The organism is Runella sp. R0.1_18 (assembly GCF_057652155.1).
The window spans coordinates 214536-237250 of sequence record NZ_JBYFCK010000008.1 but is presented as its reverse complement, the minus strand read 5'-3'; the positions used below and the strand labels follow the sequence as shown (position 1 = coordinate 237250).

The following is a 22715-nucleotide window of genomic DNA, read 5'->3' as shown; positions in this document are numbered from 1 at the left end:
GCCTAGAAATCTTGCCCTTTTGCTTCTTCTCGCTCCTCAGGCGTATTGATATTTTGTAGCCAACGTTCGTCGGGACAAGTAAGCCCTTGAACGCCCATTTTTTGTAACAGTTTGGTGGGCGAAAACTCTCCCTCCGCCATTGCTTCTCTCAACCACTTTTCGGACAGTGGCTCCCAAATCCCCACCAAAGGCTCTAAGAATCCCGTAGAGGGATGTCTAAAAACAGTGGCAGGCAAGTGCACCTCCCGATATGCCACCAAATATTCCAATGTTTTTTGATTGACAAAAGGCATATCGCAAGCCACCACCAGCCACGGGATAGATGGTTGGGCAAAAAAAGCACTCGCAATTCCTCCCATTGGCCCAATCTCAAATGAATCCAATAAAAGAGGCGTATGTCCGAACAAGTCTTGTTGCTCCTTACGACACGATAAGTACGTCGGGGCAAAACCTGAAACCAATTCAAATAAGTGTTCCCACTGAGGTTTCGCATGATAAGAAAGCTGGCTTTTGTCAGCCCCCATGCGCGTACTACGCCCTCCTACCAGAATAAGCCCGTTCATGGTTTTTGCAAAAAATCGAGTGCCCTTACTTCCGACCAATAAGCTCCTTTTTGGTCAAAACGTCGGGGTCGAAACCCACAATGACCACCTTGCGCAGTAAGTTCCAGCCACACATTGGGCATCTCTGTAATGGTCTTAATGGGCAAACTTTGGTAAGGAACCAACGGATCATTTTCAGCATTTACAATGAGGGTTGGCACCGTAATACCTTCGACAAAATATTTAGAACTACAACGTTGGTAATAATCATCTGCTCCCCCAAACCCATGAAGAGGCCCCGTATAGATATGATCAAAATCCCAAAATGTTTTTACCTTCTCCCATTGTGAAACATCGAAACGGTCGGGATATTGGGTAGCTTTGGCTTCAATTTTTGGCTTTAATGTTTGCAAAAAACGCCATAGATAAACCTTATTTTCTGGTTTTTCGATGTTTCGGCTACATCCCAACAAATCCATTGGCACGCTAAAAACCACCACTTTATGAACCTGATTGGGTAGCGTTTTTCCTCGTTCGCCAGCGTACTTTAGCGTTACGTTCCCCCCCAAACTAAAGCCCATGAGCGAAATCTCAGTATAGCCTTTGGCAATGGCATACTTCACCACAAAGTCCAAATCCGATGTTTCGCCACTGTGATAAAATCGAAGCTGACGATTGATTTCTCCGCTACAACTGCGGTAGTTCCACGCCAAGCAATCGTATCCATGGTGATTCAATAAACGTACCATTCCTGTGATATACTGACGCGTGCTGCTTCCTTCCAATCCATGCGAAAGAATCACCAAAGGAGGTTTTTTCGCAATATCAGCAGAAGTTGAGGGTGCGAAACTCCAATCAATATCCAGAAAGTCATCGTCGAGCGTTGTGAGACGTTCACGCTGATACGGTGGCTTAATTTTCCGAAACAAGGCAGGAAATATGCTCTGATAGTGGCCATTGGGAAGCCACCGTGGAGGCTGATGGGTGTGCGTACGCAAAAGAGGCATAAACAAAACGACTTTACAAAGACAAACATAGCTTTTCTTTGTCAAAGTTCAGCGTTATTGTCAGTGCTTAATAAAAGGCTTTGCAATCACCCGTCGCCCGTCGCTTACCCGAATAAAATACTGCCCATTAGGCAATTCTGATACATCAAACTGGTTCAAGAAAACGCTTCCATTGTCATAAAGAAGCTTTTGCGCGAGCGTTCGTCCATCGTTGGTGATGATTTCGGCCGTTAAATCGTACGTATTGTCCGATTCGTACGCCACCGTCAAAGCATCGACCACGGGATTGGGGTACAGCGAGAGCTTTTCTTTTAAGATTAAAATTTCGGGTGGATTGTTTGTAATCGGGCTATTGGGCGCGTATTGGGTGTTGGTGAGCTCAAGTACTTTTGACGCAATCGAACAACCTCGCTGGGTAATTTCTACACTATATTTTCCTGCGAGGGCTGCCACCAATCGTGGCCCTGTTGCTGTAGGAATCACCGTACCATTCAAAAACCAGCGATACGTCATTCCTTCTCCTGTACTCGTTGTAAGACGAATACTTCCACTGGGCGGAATAATTGTCCCACTATTGGTTGAAATTACGGGACGCTGTAGCGAAGAAACAAGTTGGGTGGACGGGGTTGTAACCACACAGCGCCCTGCTGTAATCACCACACTGTAATTCCCAGCTTCGGTAGGATTGAGGGTTGAGGTGGTTGCGCCAGCAATATTTTCTCCATCCCGACGCCATTGATATCTATATCCCGAACCCGCACTGGCAGTCAGTAAAATAGGCGTGCCCGCGCAAATAGTGGCGGTACCTTCTGGCGTTATTTTGGCATTGACATTGGTTACCGCAACCGATATTGTTTTCGATTGTGCCGAACACTGATACCCGATGGCTTTTACACTATACACTCCTGCTTGCGTAATTTCGTATGAAGGCGTGGTGGTGGTGCCAATCACGTTTCCATCTTTCAGCCATTGATAGGTGATGGCGTTGTCTCCCTGCACTTGCAGCTGCACTTTATTGCTGCTACAAATGGTCGTGTCTTGTCCTTTCAGCATTTGCACTGCTGCCACACAATCTTGCGGCTTTACACCGCTCATAATCAGTGTGTAGGGTTGTCCGTTATTTTTCAAGGTACGTTTATGCCGTACGGTCACGGTATAAACCTTTCCCGTCGGAGGCGTCAGAATGAGTACCTGCTCCACATTGTCCCGAATATTGTCACCGCCTGTTGCCGCCTGAGTTGGTTTGGTAGGATCAAGCACCCAAGGAAAGTAGGTTGTACCTGTTTCGTCGGTCAGCCGAACGTCCAAATCATTGATTAATTTCAACGAAGGACTATCGACATTTTGGGTGGAAATCCCCGTGGCACTCCCTTCAGGGTCAGTCCATGAGAGTGTTACTATCAGCGGTTCGGTACCTGCGGCGATGACTTTTTGTTGGTAGGTTTCGTTTTGTTTCAACGTATTTTCCAACAATACGTGTCGATTCACCGAATTAAGCAGGACTTGAGCTGCTTTTTCGGCATTCAGCAAGCCCCATCCGTATTCATAACTGGGGCCAACCTTCCCTTTGGGGGTACTTGCAGTGTGAAGTACCAAGCCTTTCAACGTAGCCGAACGCATAAAATAATTTTGGCGACGATAAAAAAGCTCTTGTAACAAAATCAGCGAGCCTGATACATTGGCGCTGGCGGTAGAAGTCCCCGACATGGTCGCATAGGCATTGTTTGAGGAGGCAATCGAGGAAATAATGTTACTCCCAACACCCAGCAAATCTGGCTTGATTCGCCCGTCGTCCGTAGGCCCCCAGCCACTAAAATCAGCCACTTTAAAATCAGTAATGGTCGTTCCTTGCAGTTGAATAGCTGCTCCGCCCACCGTTAAAATATTTTTAGCATTCGCTTCCGACGGAATGGCATCATAGCCATCATTGCGGCTGCGTTCTAGCAAACTGGTTTGACTGGTATTTCTCAAAAAATAGGGAGACCCAATAGGTGGCCCCGTTTCGGCATGTTTGTTATCGGCCGATTTTACGATTAAATAATAGGGGCTATTTGCGGCCAGTTGGTCTAAATCGCGGGCTTTGTCGTCATAAAACCCAAAACGATAATCTTCTGTTGCACTAATTGACGTATTTCCCCACCATTCCCATTTAAGGTTGGGGTTGGTTCCTGGGCGATTTTCGTTAAAAACCCAACCCACAACGGGGCCATAGGCATGATTTGAGATGAGCATTCGAGACGCTTCTTGCGCCATTTCCACCAAATCATCGGTATAATCCCAAACATCCAATTTTGCTCCATAAGCCATCCCTTTCACTTGCGGATTGACCCCCGCCGCCGCCATTGTTCCCGACAAGTGGGTTGCATGGTCACTCAACACTGTGCTTTGGTCTTTCAGGCGAATTCTACCTCCAAATTCTACGTGAGACAAACGCGGTAAGCCACCATCCCAGATACACAGACGTCCGTCGAGTTCAGGCAAATCACCTTTTAAGTCCACGCCAAGCGCTCCGCCAACGTAGAGCCCCGTGGTATGTGTTCCCATCGAAGCGACGACATTATGACTGGTATAATAGACAGGTTCGCCGACTGCGTCCACCCCTTGCAAAGTCAAAATTCGTCCGTTGGCATATTTTTTGCTAGTAAACCAACCCTTCTTTTTGGCATTTTTGAGCGCCCATTGACGATTTTGGGTATAGCGTTGTTGAAGGTTGTTGATGAAGAAATGGGAGGCCGAATCGTTCTTCAAAAGTGGTATAACTTGCGCTTGAGCGCCAACGAAGAAAGTAGCGGCTGATAAACAGAGCACCATAAAGCACCTGTTTATCAGCCGAGTAAAAAAAAATAATAGTGTAAGGGGTAAAATAATTGCCATTCCTTTCAAGTACAGCGCGCGCTCTAAAGCTTCTGTATCGTATGCACAACGCGCATTGGTGTACCCTCCTCTTCGAATATAGCAAAAAACGTACCGCTTTGCAAAGAATTGACGTTAAACTGCGTCCGAAATGTTTTTTCAATTTTTTCCATTTGCTGTTGTCCTACCATTCGGCCACTTAGGTCGTAGAGCGTTGCTCTGATGGCCGTCGGTTTGGTGTTGGTCGGTGGTACGTATTCACATACCAAAAATGCGTGCGCAGGATTGGGATACACCCTAGAGGTTGCAACGGTCGATGCAGCATTGTCATCCAAGGCTGTAATGGTAATTCTCACTTCATCCGATACCACTTCTCCGCAACCACTCACATTGGCTCTTACGGAATAACTACCCGTTTGAAACGCCGTAAACGTAGCCGACGTTGCTCCAGGGATTGGCAAGCCATTAATCAACCATTGATTACTTGTCGTCGCATTGGAGCGAAGCGTAATACCATCCACAATCGTAATGACTGGCTTTTCGGGCTTACGGGTAGTCAAGGCAACGGGTGTCGATAGCGTTGGCAAGCAATTATTTACCGAAGTGCTGACCGCATAATTACCCGCCTGTATTGCATCAAAACTGTTACCTATGGCTCCGCTAACTGGCAGGCTGTTGAAATACCACTGATAAATCCCCGCATTGACTGGTGCTTTCAGGGTAAGTGAACTTCCTTCACAAATACTCGCTGCCCCGTCAAAACTAATGCTTGGCGTGGACTTAGTAGCGGTTTTGGCGGTAATTGCTACTCTTTCACTCGGACAGCCAAATGATTTAACTTTCAAATCATACAAATAATAATACGCATTGGTAAGGGTATCCACGGTATTATTTTGGGCAAACAGCGCTCCGCGCAACGCAATCACCCCAGGAATGCTATACGGGAAACCCGTGACACCAACATTGCTACGGTAAATGGTGGCACCGTTTTCGTATTCAATGGTGATTTTATAATTCCCCGCTTGCGGAATCGACAGATTGAGTGGATACACTTTCCCCTCGTCCGAAGGGTCATCCGCATATTGCCCCGCAGGTGCGCCTGTATTCGGCACATTGGGATTTCGGCTGGCCGTCACGTCTATTGTCGTACTCGACACAAATCGGTCGTCCAGCCCCATGACGGTAAAAGTCAATCGACCTGCCGTCGCCGTGTATAATCGGGCACTTTCAAGAATCAATGGTACTTCGGTTTTAATCAACGGCGCAGGCCCAAAATTTCCCGCATAAGATCCTCCTCCGTGAAGCGACTTAGATGCTGGGCCTACATTCCCAGTGAAGTCATTTAATGCTACATAAAACGTTCCATTAGGGACTTTCAACGAGCTACTCGCAAAATTTCCAATCGCAAATGGCTTTGCTTCGGTGGGACTATCGTACCAAAAAGCCGTGCCCGAATCCCGCGAAATCAAGGATAACGGATCCGCATCACAGTAAGTCGCTGTAGCCGTAGTAACCGTTGGCACGGTAGCAACAGTCCGAACCTCACGAAGAACGTTATTGGCCGTATCTTGGTCATTTTCAAGGTTAGTACGACAAATAAACTGGTAATTTTGTCCAGAAACTAATTTCCCTAACAGTGCATCGGAGAGAGTCATCGTAGCCGTTGAAAAAGGAGCAATCGCTTGATTGACAGCCCCGTTTATTGTTCCAACCAATGCCCCAGAAGCATCCCGCACTTGCACCGAAACGGGGATATTTTGTTGCGTTTCGGTACCTACATTTCTCACCTGTACGGTGATACTCTTTAATTGGTTACTACAAAAATTATTTTCTGGAGTTACCAACGACGCCAAGGATACATCCCGCGTTGGACGGACATAACGGACTAGGTATTCTTGCGTTTCGCCCTTGGCATAGATCCCGCACGCCACCACCGACGAAGGGGCATTGGTTTCGACGCATACAATCCGTACACGTGCCCAATTTCCTATAACTAACCCAGAAGGCACTTTTACATCCGCTTTGAATGTCGCATTGCCTTTTAGGACATCCGATGTTGCCACATTTTCATTGGGGTCGTCAAAATCACCATCGCCATTCCAATCCACAAATGCCTTTATTACTTTGTCAAAATCGCCTCCACAGGTTGTTAGTTTCACTTCTAATGGCAACGTTTGTCCTGCCGCCACAGCGACCACTTGCGTTGTAAAATCGCTGTATTCTTGGCAGCCATCTTTTCCTGCTTGAACCACATTTCCGAACGTCACTTGGGCAATTTTGGTATCAGCATTTGAACTTGCTTTCGACTCACAAAAGACCTTCCCACCTATTCCACTCACAATCAAAGTATAAGCCTGGGAGGTGTTGGTTAGCGTCGTACCTTTGTGTTTTACGGTGATTGTATAAGTACGCCCAGGGACAGGGTTAACAATGCGTATTTGTTCGACGTTATCCCGAATATTATCGCCCTGAGTCGCATTGGCTGCGGGTTGATTGGGGTCTAATATCCACGGCAAAGACTCCGTTGTTCCGTCACTCACGCGTATGTCTAAGTCATTGATTAATTTCGGTGTTCGGTTGTTGAAATTCGCCGCCGATACGCTGGTTGCTTGGGCTTCGGGGTCAGTCCAACAGATGGTAGCCACCAATGGGCCACGCCCCGACGCAATTACTTGCGTTGTATAGGTTTCATTGATAGCCAGCGTACGTTCTGCCAACAAATGGTTCAAATCACGGTTCAGTATCACTTCAGCAGCTTGCTTCATATTCAAAAGCCCCCATCCGTATTGGTAGTCAGGGCCAGGATTACCTGCATCGTCGGCGGTATGAATTGCCAGTCCTTTTAGCGTTGCCGAACGCATAAATTTCTTGTTTTGCTGCTGGTAAAGTTCCTGTAACAAAAACAACGAGCCTGATACGTTTGGCGATGCCATAGAGGTTCCGCTGAGGACTGTATAGGCATTATTGGAGGTAGATGTCGTTGAAAAAACACTTACCCCTACGCCTACAATATCGGGTTTAATACGTCCGTCGTCAGTCGGCCCCCAACTACTGAAACTTGAAATTCGGGGATCTGAAAGCTGGTTATAACCATTACTTAGGACACTCACAGCACCCACCGTCAGAATATTTTTAGCATTCCCGTAGGTCGATATCAAATCGTAACCATCTTGAGCGGCGCGTTGAATGGTACTCGTTCGGGTAGAGCCTCCCAAAAAATATGGCGTTCCAACGGGAGGGCCATTGGTGCCCCTGGCATTTCCTGCGGCATTGACAATCAAATAATAGGGCGCATTGTAAGCAACCCGATCCCATTCACGGGCACGGGTGTCGTAAAATCCCATTTTATAGTCGTATTGCTCATTTACGGTTGAATCCCCGTACCATTCCCATTTGCGATTCACGTCTGTTCCAGGGCGAGCCGAATTATAACGCCAACCTGCTACTGTTCCGTAAGAATGGTTAGAAATCAAGACCTCGGGAGCTACATTAATCATTTCTGGCGTATCATTACTAAAATCATGTGCCAGAAGCGTTGCTGCATTCGACATTCCCTTGGCACGAGGGTTCACGCCTGTTGCTATCATCGTCCCGCTGACGTGCGTAGCGTGGGCATCTGCCGCAGTCGCATTGTCTAGTTGAGTCACACGCCCTGCTAGTTCAGTGTGTGTTCCGAGTACCTGCCCACCGTCCCATATTGCCAAACGGTCTTTCATCGGTGCACTACCTCCTGTCAAATTTAGTCCAAGGCCGCCATCGTTATAAAGTGTATTTGTGCGTGTTGTGAAGGCAGCACCAACGTTGGTCATGGTAATATCATACAAAGGTTGGCCTGTTTCGCTTACCCCCGCCAAAATCATCACCGACCCATCGGGAAAGGACTGTCGTTCTACCCAATTATTCTTCTTTGCTAGTTGCTGTAACTCAGCCGCCGCTAATCGATACTGATTATCAATTGATTGTCGTACATTCCTAATCTTTTGTTGCTGTTCGGTTGAGTAAAGTGGCAAGCGCTGGGCATACATAGTTGACCCAATCAGTGCCGACACACAGAAAATCAAGTAAAAACGAAAGTGCATGATGAAGCGATTTTTCTTTTTAAAACGTGAAAATGGGGCTTGAAGTTATACAAAACTCCGTAAATCATAACAGTTTTGTACACGTACCGGCACACCTCCAAATACTGAATTCCCCGTCAAGTCATCCAGCACTTGTTCATCTGTTAAGTCATTAACACTAACCCCTGCATGGGACTGCGCCACATTTAGCCTAACTCCGTCTCGCCCATGCCCATAGCCGTGCGGCAAACTCACCACCCCTAGCATTATTTTTTCGGTAAGCTCCACCTCTACTTTCAGTTCTCCTACGCGTGATCGTACCTCAACTTTGCCTCCCGCTTTAATCCCTCGTTGTTGGGCATCCCGCGGGTGCATCAATAGTGTACAACGATTACGACCCTTCACTAAGCGTGCCGAATTGTGCATCCACGAATTGTTGTCCCGCACATGGCGACGATTGATAAGTAATAAATCAAAATCTGAAGACGGAGGTTGTGCCAACGCTTTTTTGATTCTTTCTACGTCTTTGACCAATAACGGCGGTGCCAACCAAACTTTTTTATTTGAAGTCTGCAAACGTGCGGGTAAACAAGGTTCTAATGCTCCCAAATCCAAACCGTGCGGATGTTGCCGAAGTGCATCTAAACTCAATTTATATTTTCCAAAACGCAGGGCTAAATCAACCTTTGCATGAGGATCCTCGGGAGTAAATGAAGGCAAATGCTGCCCTGTCAAACGGGCTGTGAGCTCTTGAAAAATCTCCCAATCATATTTTGTTCCTTCACCTTTGGCAAATAACGGCTCCGACCATCGTGCTACATTTCGGATGGCCAAGGCATTAAAAGTCAAGTCATAATGAGCTACTTCTAGGCCTGTCGCAGGAGGCAAAATGAGGTGGGCGTGGCGGGTTGTTTCGTTAATATAGATGTCGATGGAAACCATAAATTCCAAAGTCTCAAACGCCCGATCCAGCTGCTGCCCGTTTGGCGTCGAGAGAATTGGGTTTCCGCAGCTCGTAATCAGCGCTTTTATTTGTCCCTCACCTTCCGTCAAAATTTCTTCTGCCAAGGTCGAAACGGGAAGTTCCCCCATAAACTCAGGCAATCCACGTACCCGACTTTGGTAACGGTTGTATTTGTTATACTCGCCTTTGGAGGAAGCTAAAATATCCATGGCAGGCTGGGTAAACATGGCTCCACCCGCTTTATCAAGGTTTCCTGTGACACAGTTAAGGGCATTCACCAACCATTGACAAGCACCTCCAAAAGCTTGGGTTGACAACCCAATTCTCCCATAAGCAACTGCCGACGGAGCGTTTGCGAACTCCCTGGCCAGCTGTCGAATGTGTGCTGCTTCAATACCCGTACGTTCGGTTATCTGTTCAGGAGCAAATGCTGCTACTAGCGTTTTCAACTCCGCCAATCCATCGGCATAGGCTGGCACTTTTTCTAGTTTTTCTTCAAAAATTACCTGTAAAATAGCCAACAACAAAAAGACATCGGTAGCAGGACGAATGAAGTAATGGGCGTCGGCCTTGGCGGCAGTTTCGGTATAACGCGGGTCAACGACCACCACTTTTCCACCCCGTTGCTGAACCGCTTTCAAACGATTTGCCACGTCAGGTGCAGTCATCAAGCTTCCATTGGAAGCAAGGGGGTTAGCTCCCAAAATCAACCAAAAATCGGTACGGTCAATGTCGGGAATAGGTAGTAAAAAAGGGTGTCCAAACTGCTGCCAAGCGGCAAAATGGTGGGGTAATTGATCGGCCGAAGTTGCGGAGAAAATGTTTTTTGTCTTCAAAGCCCTCATTAGATTCGTTCCCGCCAAATACGTTCCAGAATTATGCACCGACGGATTTCCCGCATACATGGCCACTGCATTAGGCCCATCACTTGCCTGAATTTGCCCCAAACGGGCCGCGACTTCTTCCAAAGCTTCCTCCCAAGTTATTTCCTCCCATCCAGTAGTCGTACGGCGTACTGGTTTTTTTAAACGATTGGGGTCTTCATAAATATCTTTCAATGCCAAGGCCTTAGGACAAACATGCCCACGGCTAAATGGATCGCTTTTATCTCCTGCTATCGAAACCACTTGATGACCCGTGTAGTGGATTTCAAGGCCACAAATGGCCTCGCAAAGATTACATGCACGATAATGCACACTCGAATTTGTCATACTTTACATTCGTTTGATGCAATATAAATATTTTTACCAAACTTCTTTGGGATGATACTTTTTTGATTTTCAAAAAGTTACTATCTTTGCGTCCCGTTTTGAAACAAAGCATCGTAACATCATAAAGCGCTGATACAGAAATGAAAAAAGGAATTCATCCAGATTACAGAGAAATCGTATTTTGGGATTTAGCAACTGATGACAAGTTCGTAACACGTTCTTGCGCCCCAACAAAAGACACTATCGAGTTTGAAGGAAAAACTTACCCTGTGTTCAAGGCCGAGGTAACTTCTCAGTCGCACCCATTCTACACTGGTAAAAATACATTGATTGACACGGCTGGTCGTGTTGACAAATTCCTTAGAAAATACGGAAAGAGATAATTCTTCTTCGTTTTTTTACCACAAAAAAGGAGCTGCCAAAACAGCTCCTTTTTTTATGTCCATTATGAAGGCTACGAATGATATGGCGACGGGCTCACCGACGTCCAGCCTCCATCTACAACCAGCGACTGCCCAGTCACGTGACCTGCCCCTGGCGAGACCAGAAACAGTGCCGCATTGGCAATATCTTGCACAGTTGCAGGACGCCCCATGGGCGTAATTTTACTCCACGTTTGGTTATATGCTGGATCTTCAGCTGTCCGTTCCGTCATTGTAGCACCTGGCGCTACGGCATTAATGGTAATCCCGTGGGGAGACAGCTCAACCACCAAGCTCTTAGCCAACATTTCGAGGGCCGCTTTGGTCATGCCATAAGCTGCCAAAAATTGGTGCGCTTGGTGGCCTGTTACCGACGACATCAATAGCACACGCCCTCCTTGCCCTTGTAGGCGCATTTGGCGCACCGCCGCTTGGGTCAGGAAGAAACTACCCCTGATGTTCAAATCTAACAGCTGCTGAAGCGATTCTGGGCGATACTCGAAAAAGTCGCCAAACGTAGTCATACCTGCATTAGCCACGACTGTCGTCAGTTTTCCAAAGACCTTCACAGCCTCCGATACCATTGCTTGTACAAAATTAACGTCGGCAGCATTTCCTGGATAACTGATACAGTTTCCTCCTTGCTGCTGAATGGAAAGCGCTCCTTCGTCCGACAATGTTTTATCGAGGTCGTTTAGCACAACTGCCGCACCTCGCTCTGCCAACTGACGGGCTATTTCTAAGCCAATTCCTTGGCCAGCCCCCGTTACAATCGCCACTTGGCCACTAAATTCTTTTACTTTCATGTATTCGCGTCTTGGTTCTACCTACTTATTCGGTTGGCTTTTTACTCCACCAACTCGCCAACAATGACCCTGTAATGTTCATAATTGGGCCAAACAATGCTGGTGCTAACCCCACCGTTGCTACTTTCCCCATTTGGAGCGCAATTCCTGAAGCCAAACCTCCATTCTGCAAACCCACTTCAATGGCGACGGTTCGGCAATCTTGTTCGGGAAGTTTCAATAATCTCGCGCTCCAATACCCCAACATATAGCCAGCTAAATTATGAATCAATGTACACACAATGAGTATTCCACCTACCTTCAACAAACTATCCCTCCCCGCAGCCGTAATGATACAAATAATAACGGCAATTCCTGCCATAGAAACCAAAGGCATGTATTTGTTTAGAAACGCGGTTTGGTTTCTAAAGATTTTATTTACGGCCAACCCTACACCAATGGGCAAAATGATAATTTTTAGGATTTCAATCATCATCTTCATAAAATCAATTTCTATAAATGACCCGCCCAATAATTTCATTAAAAGAGGTGTCAGTATGGGAGCCATCAGGGTTGCACAAGAAGTAATGGTCAGCGATAGGGCCACATTGGCCTTGGCGATGTACGCCATTACGTTGGAGGCTAAACCGCTCGGGGAACAACCAATTAGAATTATTCCCGCCGCAATTTCAGCAGGGAAATCGAAACTTACGGCCAAAGTATAACCTACCAAGGGCATAATGGTGAATTGACAAATAAGGCCAATGATGACACTTTTGGGAGATTTTACAACCGCTTCAAAGTCTTTTGGGCTCATCGTCGTTCCCATGCCAAACATGATGATCTGCAAGAGCGGAACGATAAGGGTTTTTAATTGAAAGTCCCCAATTTGGGTAAAAGTTTGGGGGAAAAATAGGGCAAGTGTTGCCGCAACAATGATGGATAAGGTGTAAAGGTAATTTTTCATGTGAGGTTAAGGAATATAAAATTAGGCAAAAGCCGCACCCACAAAAGCGTAGGTACGGCCAAAAATACCCTGCGATAACAGGTTATGCTAACGACTTTCTTGCATCGCGGTCGGGGTCATTTTTTACCACTGACACATCATCAAGAATCATTGTTTCTCCTTTCCCTGTGGTGTATTGTGGCCAATTGGGCAGGCCGCCTCCGTTGGGGTTTCCTGTCCGTACAAAATTGACAAACGATTTGGCCATTTTCTCTGAGAGTCGTCTTGGGCGCGCTCCCCCTCCCGTGTGCGTAAACATCAAATCAGTATTATAAAACCAAAAACAGATATCGTCGCAGTGAAAAGCCCGCATTCGCCCATCAAAGAGAGGTGGTTGCCACCCAAACCAAGCCACATAAACAGGCGCTTTCTGTTTTACTTTGGCATCGGCTGTAGCAATCGCATTTTTACGATTACTTAGTACCATCGACCAAATTTCGACTGGCTTTTTATCAGGAAATGTTTTTGAGTAAGCATCCGCTACTTCTCCTGACTTTTCGCCAAAACGTACTTTCAATTTTTCTTTGACATCATTCATCGATACTTTTTCAAGTGCGGAATCAACCCTACTCGGCGACTGCTCATTGAAAGTTGTAGAGATAATCATCGGAATATCAGCCGAAAAGTGCGCCGAATCGCTATAAAAAGGCGTCGCCGACAAAAACGTCCCATCGGCTACTGGGCTAAACCCTCCTCGCGCTAGGTTCAACCGCTTTGCTTCTTCTGCCATTTTAGCTACGGCACGATTGGCAATATCTATATACTCACGCCACGGTATTTGTTGTAATTTATCAATTTCATTCGAGCCTAGCCCCGCTTCTTTGAGCACCATTGCCCCCAATTTTTCGGCGTATTCTTTGTTTATCCCACCTAACGATGACCCACTCAATGCCACCGCTTTATGAAACAGCCCTTTGGCCGACGGCATTGCCATCAGCGTACAAACTTTTGCCCCACCGCCCGATTGTCCAATGATTGTAACGTTAGAGGCATCTCCTCCAAAATTGGCGATATTGTCTCGTACCCATTCAAGGGCTGCAACAATATCTAACATACCAACATTGCCTGAAGCAGCAAATTTTTCACCTCCTACTCCCGCGATACTGGTAAAACCTAATGCTCCAAGTCGGTGGTTGAGTGAACAGAATACCACATCGCCCATTCGGCTCAAGTTCTCCCCGTGGTACCCGTCTTGTTCAATGCCGTTTCCATTAACAAATCCACCGCCGTGCAGCCATACAACGACTGGGCGTTTTTTGGTATCTAAAGCAGGTGTCCAAACATTTATCCGAAGGCAATCTTCGCTTACATCATCGTAGTTCCAATGATCAACAAATGAGGCATATTGGTCAGCATACCGCTTTTCCATGATTTGAGGCGCACTGTTTCCCCACCATACAGCAGGACGCACCTCCTTCCACGACGTTGGTTTCTGAGGTGGCATAAACCGATTTGCGCCTGAGGTATCTGCTCCATACGGGATTCCTAGAAAAGTATGAATACCTCTCAAAATAAACCCTCTGACGCGGCCATAGGCCGTATCTGCGACGGCGATGTTATCGCCAACAAATAAAATCTGCTCATCCTCTTTTGGCTGAGCATTGATAGATTGCGCACTGGAAGCAAGCGGAACACTTACTCCTGCTGTTGCAGCACTGAGCCCCAGTGTCTGAATAAAACTTCGGCGATTAGCTTTCATAAAATGAAACGTATTTAAGAGTGAACTGGTAAAAGTCAACACTTTACAAAAGCCTTTTAAAGCAAAAAACTCCCCAAGGATTTGGGGAGTTTTTTGGATATTACTTTGATTTTTTATGCTTTAAACAACTCAATAAAATTGTCGAACAAGTAGCGTGAATCGTGCGGGCCTGGCGATGCTTCAGGGTGATACTGTACTGAAAATGCAGGCTTATCTTTCCGCTTAATACCTTCAATGGTTTTGTCATTGAGGTTGATGTGCGTTACTTCAACATCAGGATGCGCTTCGATTTCCTCTGGGCTTACCGCAAAACCGTGGTTCTGTGAAGTAATCTCACAAAGTCCAGTTTGGAAGTTTTTCACGGGGTGATTCAAACCGCGGTGGCCATGGTGCATTTTGTAAGTAGAAATTCCACTTGCCAACGCCAAGATTTGGTGACCCAAACAAATTCCAAAAATGGGTTTGTTAGTACCCAAAAACTTCTGAACTGTTTCGACAGCATACGGCATTGACGACGGATCACCTGGGCCATTTGAGATAAAGAAACCGTCAGGGTTCCAAGCCATCACTTCTTCAAAAGGAGTTTTAGCTGGGAACACCTTGCAATAGCAGCCGCGCTGAGTCATGTTCAAAAGGATACTTTTTTTGATACCATAATCCATCACCGCGATTCGGTATTGAGCCGTAGTTTCATCTCCCATAAAGTAAGGTACTTTAGTAGAAACTACCGACGACAACTCCAAACCTGCCATGTTAGGAACTTCTTTTAAGTGCTCCATGAGTGTTTTTTCGTCCAAGATTTCGGACGAAATAATTGCGTTCATTACCCCTTGTTGGCGAACGTGACGTACCAATTGGCGGGTATCCACTTCGCTAATTCCAACGATATTTGCTTTTTCAAAATACGTTTGGAGCGAGAAGTCAGCTGTTTTGCGAGAATAAATACGCGAGAAAGAGTTGCAAACCATCCCGCTAATTTTTACAGAACTTGATTCTTCCTCGCTGTCCAACTGTACACCGTAGTTACCAATGTGAGAATTGGTATTGACCACAATTTGCCCAAAATACGAAGGATCAGTATAAATTTCCTGATAGCCAGTCATACCTGTGTTGAAGCAAATTTCGCCACCCATTGTACCAATTTTGCCAAGCGCCAACCCTCTGAGGGCTGTTCCGTCTTCGAGAAGTAAGAGTGCTGGTTGTTGAGAACCCATTTTTTAGTTGGTGTTGAATAATTTGTTTTGCAAATTTCCAAAAAAAGGGGCTAAACTTTCGTTTAACCCCTTCTGTATTTTAACTTTTCTTCATTTTATAAAAATAATTCTGAGAAAAGTTATTCTTGGCCTCCGTTTAATTCGTCTTGCCAAGCTTTCAATTCATCAAATTTACCATCGCGAGCGAGGGCAGCTTGTTGAGGCCATGTGGCAGGGCTCTTAGAACCGATACCCGCAGCCGATACGATTTCTTGAATTGCTTCAGGAGTTGAGTCTGCCAATTGAGCAAAGGTTGTTACACCCGCTGCGACAAGCGCGCTTGCGATTTTTGGACCAATTCCTTCGATGATTTCAAGGTCATCAGCAGCTGTTACTTCCGCTGTTTCAGCAACAACTTCTTCTACAACTGGAGCAGAAGCTTTTACTTCAGTTTCAGCTTTTTTACCACCACGACGGCTACGACGTGTTTTTGCTGCTTTTTCTTCAACCGCAGCTAGAAGCGTTTCGTTGAAGTCAACTAACTCAATCATACAAACCTCGGCAGCGTCACCTTGACGAGTACCTAATTTGATGATACGAGTGTAACCTCCAGGACGGTTGGCGATTTTGTCAGCAACTGTACTGAACAATTCTTTTACAACCTCTTTCTCAGGGATGTAAGAGAAAACGATACGGCGGTTGTGCGTAGTATCTTCTTTAGAGCGAGTCAAAAGAGGCTCAACATATTTTTTGAGTTCTTTTGCTTTCGCTAAAGTAGTTTCGATACGCTTGTGGATAATCAATGACGAAGCCATATTACGTAGTAAGGCACTACGGTGTGAGGAGGTACGCCCCAAATGGTTGTCTTTTTTACCGTGTCTCATTAGTTTGAGTTTTTGATTAGCTTCGAGCTGCGGAAACCGCGCTTCAGAATACTAACCGGTTGAACAATACATAAAAAGACCTTTCTCTGAAAAGAGAAAGGTCGAAAGATTTTAGTCTTCGTCGAGGCGGTATTTCGCTACGTCCATACCAAACGTCAAATTTTTCTCAGCGATTAATTGCTCCAACTCAGTCAATGACTTTTTACCGAAGTTACGGAACTTCATCATATCAGCCACTTCGAGTCTTGCCAAATCACCAAGGGTTTTGATGTCTGCCGACTTAAGACAGTTATAAGCACGTACTGATAAGTCGAGATCAGCCAAAGGCGTTTTCAACAACTTACGCATACGCAACATTTCTTCATCTACTTCGCTCACTTCGTCATTTTTCTGAGTTTCAAACGTCATCGTTTGATCAGAGAATAACATAAAGTGTTGAATCAAGATGTAAGCAGCGCCTTTGAGGGCTTCTTCTGGGTGGATAGACCCGTCAGTAGTAACCTCAATAAGTAGTTTTTCGTAGTCAGTTTTCTGCTCTACGCGCGTATTTTCTACGCTGTACTTAACGTTTTTGATTGGTGTGTAAATGGCGTCAATTGGAATATGACCAATCGGTAATTCCAATGTACGAGGTTCGTCAGCAGGGACATAACCACGACCTTTCTCAAGGATAATCTCCATCTCGAAGGTCATTTGATCGTCGATGTGACAGATAACTAGGTCAGGGTTCAAAACCTGAAATGATGATGTAAACTTAGCGATGTCGCCAGCTGTTACCACCGATTGGTTTTTCACACTTACCGAAATTTTGTTATCAACCAATTCCGAAGCCTTCTTAAAACGAACCATTTTAAGGTTCAAGATGATTTCGGTAACATCTTCAACAACTCCCTCAATCGAAGAGAATTCATGAAGAACACTTGGAAAACGCACGCTAATAATAGCGTAGCCTTCCAGCGATGAAAGCAGGATACGACGTAACGCATTTCCTATTGTTACACCGAAACCTTTTTCCAGCGGCTTGAACTCAAACAACCCGTGAAAGTCGTCGGCTTTTTCCATTACGACCTTGTCAGGCATTTGGAATGCTAAAATAGACATAGGATTAGCAGTTTTTTTAGAGTCCGAAGAGCGGTTATTAACCGCAAAAAAGTATGTTTTTCTAAACATACAAAAACAAAACCCTTGACGTGGTAATCCACCCCACAAGGGTTTTGTAGAATAATTTAAGACTATTTCGAATACAATTCGACGATAGCTTGCTCGTTCACGTTTTCAGGAATCTGATCACGTTCTGGGTACTGAACAAACTTACCAACCATCAAACCGTTATCCCACTCAAGCCAGTTAAAACGTTTTGCAGCAGCTGTACGAGCTACGATGCTATCGTTGATAGTTTCAAGTGATTTTGACTTCTCGCGAACACCAACTACTTGGCCTGGGCGCAATGAGTACGAAGGTACGTTTACGACTTCGCCATCAATAGTGATGTGTTTGTGAGTAACCAACTGACGAGCAGCACGGCGAGTAGGAGCAATTCCTAAACGATATACTGTATTGTCAAGACGTGCTTCGCAAAGTTTAAGCAAGTTTTCACCTGTGATACCTTCACGTACTGCTGCACGGTGGAAAAGGTTACGGAACTGGCGCTCCAAGATACCGTAAGTATATTTCACCTTTTGTTTTTCTTGCAATTGAAGTGCATATTCTGACTTCTTGCTACGACGCCCTCTGCCGTGTTGGCCTGGAGGGTAATTCTTTTTACTAAGTGCTTTGCTTGGCCCTAGGATAGCCTCACCAAAACGACGTGAAATCTTCGATTTCGGACCTGTATAACGTGCCATGTGAATTGATTTAGAATAAACACAAAAATTACCGTAGGAACAATCTAGCAACCCCAGTGTCCAAATTGCTGATTGTTCGTACGGTGTTATAAAATCTTAAAGATTATACTCTTCTGCGCTTTGGAGGGCGGCAGCCATTGTGAGGTAGCGGAGTAATGTCCTTGATGGTAGTCACTTCAATACCTACGTTTTGTACGGTACGGATAGCAGACTCACGTCCAGAACCTGGTCCTTTTACAAACACTTCTGCTTTGCGCATTCCAAGGTCATATGCTACTTGGGCACAGCTTTGAGCAGCTGTTTGGGCAGCATAGGGCGTATTTTTCTTTGAGCCTTTAAAGCCCATTTTACCAGCTGATCCCCAAGAGATAACTTGACCAGACAAATTGGTAACTGAGATGATAATGTTGTTGAAGGAAGCTTTAATGTGAATTTGACCCACTTGCTCCACTTGTACAACGCGCTTTTTTGCTTTATCCTTACGCTTATTTTGAGCCATTGTTTTAATCGGTATCTGTTAGCAGTTATCTGTTATCCTACTCATTATTTCAAACAAATAACGGACAACAGTTAACAATTATGAATTACTTCGTAGCCTTCTTCTTATTCGCTACAGTCTTACGCTTACCTTTACGAGTACGGCTATTGTTCTTCGTTCTTTGTCCACGCAAAGGAAGACCTTTACGGTGACGCAAGCCACGGTAACAACCGATGTCCATCAAGCGCTTGATGCTCAATTGAACTTCTGAGCGAAGGGCGCCTTCAGTAGTAAATTCACCATTAATGATTCCACGAATAGCATTAGCTTCTTCGTCCGACCATTCAGCTACTTTTTTGTCGTAACTAATTCCAGCTTTTTCCAAAATTCTACGAGCGGAGCTACGTCCAATTCCGAAGATGTAAGTAAGCGAAATCTCGCCACGTTTTTTGTCTGGAATGTCAACACCTGCAATACGTGCCATATCTTAAATTATCCTTGTCTTTGTTTGTACTTGGGATTTTTCTTGTTGATCACGTAAAGTTTACCTTTACGGCGAATCACTTTACATTCAGCACTGCGCTTTTTAATAGACGCTTTTACTTTCATTTTTGTATTTGATTTTGGATTTTAGACGATAGGACTTTCAAAATCAAAACGAACTACTTAAAGCCCTACTATCTATTATCAAGTTGTTACCTTTATTTATACCGATAGATAATTCGAGCTTTAGATAAGTCATAAGGCGACATCTCTAATTTCACTCGATCACCCTGCAAAATCTTGATATAATTCATTCGCATCTTTCCGGAAATGTGAGCAATTACTTCATGCTTGTTTTCGAGTTGTACTCTAAACATTGCATTTGAGAGCGCTTCTACGATTATTCCGTCAACTTCGATGAGTCCTTGTTTTGCCATATACTCTTTTGGTAAGGAAAATTAGACGCTTACCATTAACGTCGTATTTTGGGTTACTTCTTCGATATACTTAAACGTTGTAAGAATTTCCGCTTTGCCTTTTCGAACCAATACTGTATGTTCAAAATGAGCAGCTGGTTTTCTATCCGTTGTTCTAATCGTCCAACCATCTTTTTCTTGAACTACATTACGTTTTCCAAGAGTAATCATTGGTTCGATAGCAATAACGATTCCTTCTCTTAGTCTAGGGCCTTGTCCTTTCTTCCCATAATTTGGAACTTCTGGTCCTTCGTGCAGGTTTCGGCCTACACCATGCCCAACTAATTCTCTTACAACACCGTATCCAAACTTTTCAACATAGGTTTGGACAGCATATCCTATATCTCCTACTCGTTTGCCTTCAACGGCTTGCTCAATACCTAAATAAAGCGATTGTTTTGTTCTTTTAAGTAGGTTTGCAACTTCATGACTAACATTTCCAATCGGATATGTATAAGCACTATCGCTATGAAACCCATTTAACTTTACGCCGCAATCAATCGAAATAACATCGCCTTCCTTTAGTTGGTACTGGCTTGGAAAACCGTGAACCACAATGTCATTCAAAGAAATACAAAGTGCCGAGGGAAAACCATTATAACCTTTAAATGACGGATGTCCTTTATGGTCTCTGATAAACTCATCAGCAACTTTATCGAGCTGCTTTGTCGCCACACCTGGTTTAATCCATTTGGCTACTTCTGCATGTGCTTTGCCTAACAGCTGGGCACTTTCCTTAATGAGTAGTACTTCTTCTTCTGACTTGAGAAAAATCATCTTCTTTATTAGGCAGCTACAGTCTCAGTACGTCCTTTCACGCGCCCTGACTTCATTAAGCCTTCATAGTGCTTCATCAATAAGTAGCTTTCTACTTGTTGTAATGTATCAAGTACAACACCTACTAAAATAAGAAGCGAAGTTCCACCAAAGAATTGAGAAAACTCTCTTGTCATACCTGACATACTTGCAAGTGATGGTAAGATAGCAACAACTGCTAACAAAATCCCGCCTGGCAGTGTGATTCGGTCTAATACGGTAGCAATGAAATCAGATGTAGCAATGCCAGGTTTTACTCCTGGGATAAACCCTCCCCCACGCTTCATATCATCAGATATTTGTTGTGGGCTGATAGCAATCGCTGTATAAAAGAAAGTAAAGACAATAATCAAAGTTGCAAACAATACATTGTACTGCCAAGTCGTGTAATCGTTGAATGTTGTAGCAATAGAACTGGCTACATCACTTTTCTCTGCAAACAAACCAGCCACTAGTGATGGGATAAACATCAATGCTTGCGCAAAAATGATTGGCATTACTCCTGACGTGTTAAGTTTCAAAGGCAAGTACTGACGTTGACCGCCCATTACTTTGTTCCCAACAACTTGTTTTGCATACTGAATGGGTACTCGACGTACTGCTTGAGTCAATGCTACTGCAAACATTACTACCACAAAAAGAGCAACAATTTCTGCAACAAAAATCAGCAAACCACCACTACCACGTGAAGCACCTTCCTGAACAATTGCTTTTGGAAAACGAGACACAATCCCAATCATAATCAACATTGATGTTCCGTTTCCAATTCCTTTATCAGTGATGCGCTCACCCAACCACATACAGAAAATAGTTCCTGCAGTAAGAATGAACACGGCTGAAATGGTGAAAGCTGCACGATCAATCAGTAGAGCTTCTGAAGAGATGGTTGTTTGTAAATAGCTTACCGATTGTGCGATGGTAACAAAAATTGTTAGTACACGCGTAATCTGATTAAGTTTTTTCCGTCCAGACTCTCCTTCTTTCTGCATTTTTTGAAAGTAAGGCAACGCCATTGTTAATAACTGAATGGCAATTGACGCAGAAATGTAAGGCATAATACCTAGCGCAAAGATAGATGCTTTCGTAAAGGCACCACCGAGGAAGGTATCTAATAAGCCTAAAAGACCTGAATTATTCACCTCAAGCTTGTCACTATCAATACCTGGAAGTACGATGTACGAACCAAGGCGATAGACCGCGATCAATAGAAGAGTATAAAGAATTCTACTTCTAAGCTCTTCGATTGAAAAGATATTTTTTAAGGTCTGTATAAACCGTTTCATGCGTTTTTAGATTTACCTGTGTAAAAAATCAGGCAAAGTTACGAAAATCTTTTGAATCAAGATTATAATGTAACCGCTTTACCACCTGCTTTTTCGATAGCTTCGGCAGCAGTCTTAGAAAAAGCGTGAACTTTTACTTCAACAGCAACTTTTAATTCGCCACGATTAAGCACTTTTACTAAGTCTGTTTTAGATACCAAGCCATTGCTATAAAGTGTCTCAATATCGATTACAGTAGCATTTGTTTTATCAACAACTGCTTGGATTGCATCCAAATTAAGAGCTTTGTATTCAACGCGGTTGATATTCTTAAAACCGAATTTAGGTACTCGTCTTTGAAGCGGCATTTGTCCACCTTCAAAGTGACTTTTTTGGCTATATCCCGAACGAGACTGCGCCCCCTTGTGTCCGCGTGTAGAAGTTCCGCCCATTCCTGAACCTTGACCTCTACCCAAACGTTTTTTTGTTTTTACCGAGCCTGAAGCTGGTTTCAATGCGCTAAGATTCATTGCTATATCGCGGATTAAATCTCTTCAATTTTCACTAAATGATCTACCTTGCGAATCATACCTTCGAGGGCTGGATTCACGTTAATCTCGACACTACGATTGATTTTGCCAAGTCCCAAAGCCGCGAGAGTGCGTTTTTGGTCTCCAGGGCGGCCAATCATACTTCTAACTTGTGTAATTCTTATCTTTGACATTGTCTCAA

At 44.6% G+C, this 22715-nt stretch carries 21 protein-coding genes; 1 reads left to right on the top strand and 20 read right to left on the bottom strand.

Annotation, left to right across the window (positions count from 1 at the left end):
- Nucleotides 1-2: 2 nt before the first annotated feature.
- From AC23P2_RS16345 to AC23P2_RS16325, 5 genes are all read right to left on the bottom strand, one after another.
- On the bottom strand, nt 3-563 hold the full coding sequence (locus AC23P2_RS16345; protein ID WP_487774185.1) for an NTP transferase domain-containing protein: 561 nt from the start codon (nt 561-563) through the stop codon (nt 3-5).
- A complete protein-coding gene (locus AC23P2_RS16340) occupies nt 560-1549 on the bottom strand; it encodes a YheT family hydrolase (protein ID WP_487774184.1) in 990 nt (329 codons plus the stop codon). The genes AC23P2_RS16345 and AC23P2_RS16340 overlap by 4 nt, the downstream gene beginning before the upstream one ends.
- Nucleotides 1550-1609: 60 nt before the next feature.
- On the bottom strand, nt 1610-4360 hold the full coding sequence (locus AC23P2_RS16335) for a S8 family serine peptidase (RefSeq protein WP_487774183.1): 2751 nt from the start codon (nt 4358-4360) through the stop codon (nt 1610-1612).
- Between the two features lie 86 nt (nt 4361-4446).
- Nucleotides 4447-8481 carry a S8 family serine peptidase gene (locus tag AC23P2_RS16330; protein ID WP_487774182.1) on the bottom strand — a complete coding sequence of 1345 codons (4035 nt, stop codon included), beginning with the start codon at nt 8479-8481 and terminating at the stop codon, nt 4447-4449.
- A 45-nt stretch (nt 8482-8526) separates the two neighbouring features.
- Entirely contained in the window at nt 8527-10635 is a 2109-nt protein-coding gene (locus AC23P2_RS16325; protein ID WP_487774181.1) for a molybdopterin oxidoreductase family protein, read from the bottom strand.
- Between the two features lie 140 nt (nt 10636-10775).
- On the opposite strand from AC23P2_RS16325, the gene AC23P2_RS16320 reads away from it, so the two are divergent.
- Entirely contained in the window at nt 10776-11018 is a 243-nt protein-coding gene (locus AC23P2_RS16320) for a type B 50S ribosomal protein L31 (RefSeq protein ID WP_037300150.1), read from the top strand.
- 71 nt (nt 11019-11089) lie between these two features.
- On the opposite strand, the gene AC23P2_RS16315 is transcribed toward AC23P2_RS16320, so the two are convergent.
- The 15 genes from AC23P2_RS16315 to rpmD form a co-directional block, all read right to left on the bottom strand.
- The gene (locus AC23P2_RS16315) at nt 11090-11863 is read right to left on the bottom strand and encodes an SDR family NAD(P)-dependent oxidoreductase (protein WP_487774180.1); all 774 of its coding nucleotides are present in this window, start codon (nt 11861-11863) and stop codon (nt 11090-11092) included.
- A gap of 25 nt (nt 11864-11888) precedes the next feature.
- Nucleotides 11889-12809, bottom strand: coding sequence for a bile acid:sodium symporter family protein (locus tag AC23P2_RS16310; protein WP_487774179.1), 921 nt, complete (start codon nt 12807-12809; stop codon nt 11889-11891).
- An 82-nt stretch (nt 12810-12891) separates the two neighbouring features.
- Entirely contained in the window at nt 12892-14547 is a 1656-nt protein-coding gene (locus AC23P2_RS16305; RefSeq protein WP_487774178.1) for a carboxylesterase/lipase family protein, read from the bottom strand.
- Nucleotides 14548-14660: 113 nt separating this feature from the next.
- Nucleotides 14661-15761: a glutamine-hydrolyzing carbamoyl-phosphate synthase small subunit gene (gene carA / locus AC23P2_RS16300; RefSeq protein ID WP_028523610.1), complete on the bottom strand. Its 1101-nt coding sequence runs from the start codon at nt 15759-15761 to the stop codon at nt 14661-14663.
- 119 nt (nt 15762-15880) lie between these two features.
- Nucleotides 15881-16624: a 50S ribosomal protein L17 gene (gene rplQ, locus AC23P2_RS16295; RefSeq protein WP_487774177.1), complete on the bottom strand. Its 744-nt coding sequence runs from the start codon at nt 16622-16624 to the stop codon at nt 15881-15883.
- Between the two features lie 111 nt (nt 16625-16735).
- Entirely contained in the window at nt 16736-17725 is a 990-nt protein-coding gene (locus AC23P2_RS16290; RefSeq protein ID WP_487774176.1) for a DNA-directed RNA polymerase subunit alpha, read from the bottom strand.
- Between the two features lie 131 nt (nt 17726-17856).
- Nucleotides 17857-18468, bottom strand: coding sequence for a 30S ribosomal protein S4 (gene rpsD, locus AC23P2_RS16285; protein WP_028523607.1), 612 nt, complete (start codon nt 18466-18468; stop codon nt 17857-17859).
- A 103-nt stretch (nt 18469-18571) separates the two neighbouring features.
- A complete protein-coding gene (gene rpsK, locus AC23P2_RS16280; protein ID WP_028523606.1) occupies nt 18572-18967 on the bottom strand; it encodes a 30S ribosomal protein S11 in 396 nt (131 codons plus the stop codon).
- An 85-nt stretch (nt 18968-19052) separates the two neighbouring features.
- Entirely contained in the window at nt 19053-19430 is a 378-nt protein-coding gene (gene rpsM, locus AC23P2_RS16275) for a 30S ribosomal protein S13 (protein ID WP_028523605.1), read from the bottom strand.
- A gap of 8 nt (nt 19431-19438) precedes the next feature.
- The gene (gene rpmJ, locus AC23P2_RS16270; RefSeq protein WP_028523604.1) at nt 19439-19555 is read right to left on the bottom strand and encodes a 50S ribosomal protein L36; all 117 of its coding nucleotides are present in this window, start codon (nt 19553-19555) and stop codon (nt 19439-19441) included.
- 92 nt (nt 19556-19647) lie between these two features.
- Nucleotides 19648-19866, bottom strand: coding sequence for a translation initiation factor IF-1 (infA, locus tag AC23P2_RS16265; RefSeq protein WP_013927416.1), 219 nt, complete (start codon nt 19864-19866; stop codon nt 19648-19650).
- A 21-nt stretch (nt 19867-19887) separates the two neighbouring features.
- Nucleotides 19888-20682, bottom strand: coding sequence for a type I methionyl aminopeptidase (gene map, locus AC23P2_RS16260; RefSeq protein ID WP_487774175.1), 795 nt, complete (start codon nt 20680-20682; stop codon nt 19888-19890).
- Nucleotides 20683-20690: 8 nt separating this feature from the next.
- Nucleotides 20691-22004 (bottom strand): preprotein translocase subunit SecY, encoded by a 1314-nt coding sequence (gene secY / locus AC23P2_RS16255; RefSeq protein ID WP_183977336.1) that lies wholly within the window; start codon nt 22002-22004, stop codon nt 20691-20693.
- 62 nt (nt 22005-22066) lie between these two features.
- Complete coding sequence (gene rplO, locus AC23P2_RS16250; RefSeq protein WP_472486749.1) at nt 22067-22513, bottom strand: 50S ribosomal protein L15; 447 nt, start codon at nt 22511-22513, stop codon at nt 22067-22069.
- Nucleotides 22514-22527: 14 nt separating this feature from the next.
- Nucleotides 22528-22707 carry a 50S ribosomal protein L30 gene (rpmD, locus tag AC23P2_RS16245; RefSeq protein ID WP_028523600.1) on the bottom strand — a complete coding sequence of 60 codons (180 nt, stop codon included), beginning with the start codon at nt 22705-22707 and terminating at the stop codon, nt 22528-22530.
- Between the last annotated feature and the right edge of the window lie 8 nt (nt 22708-22715).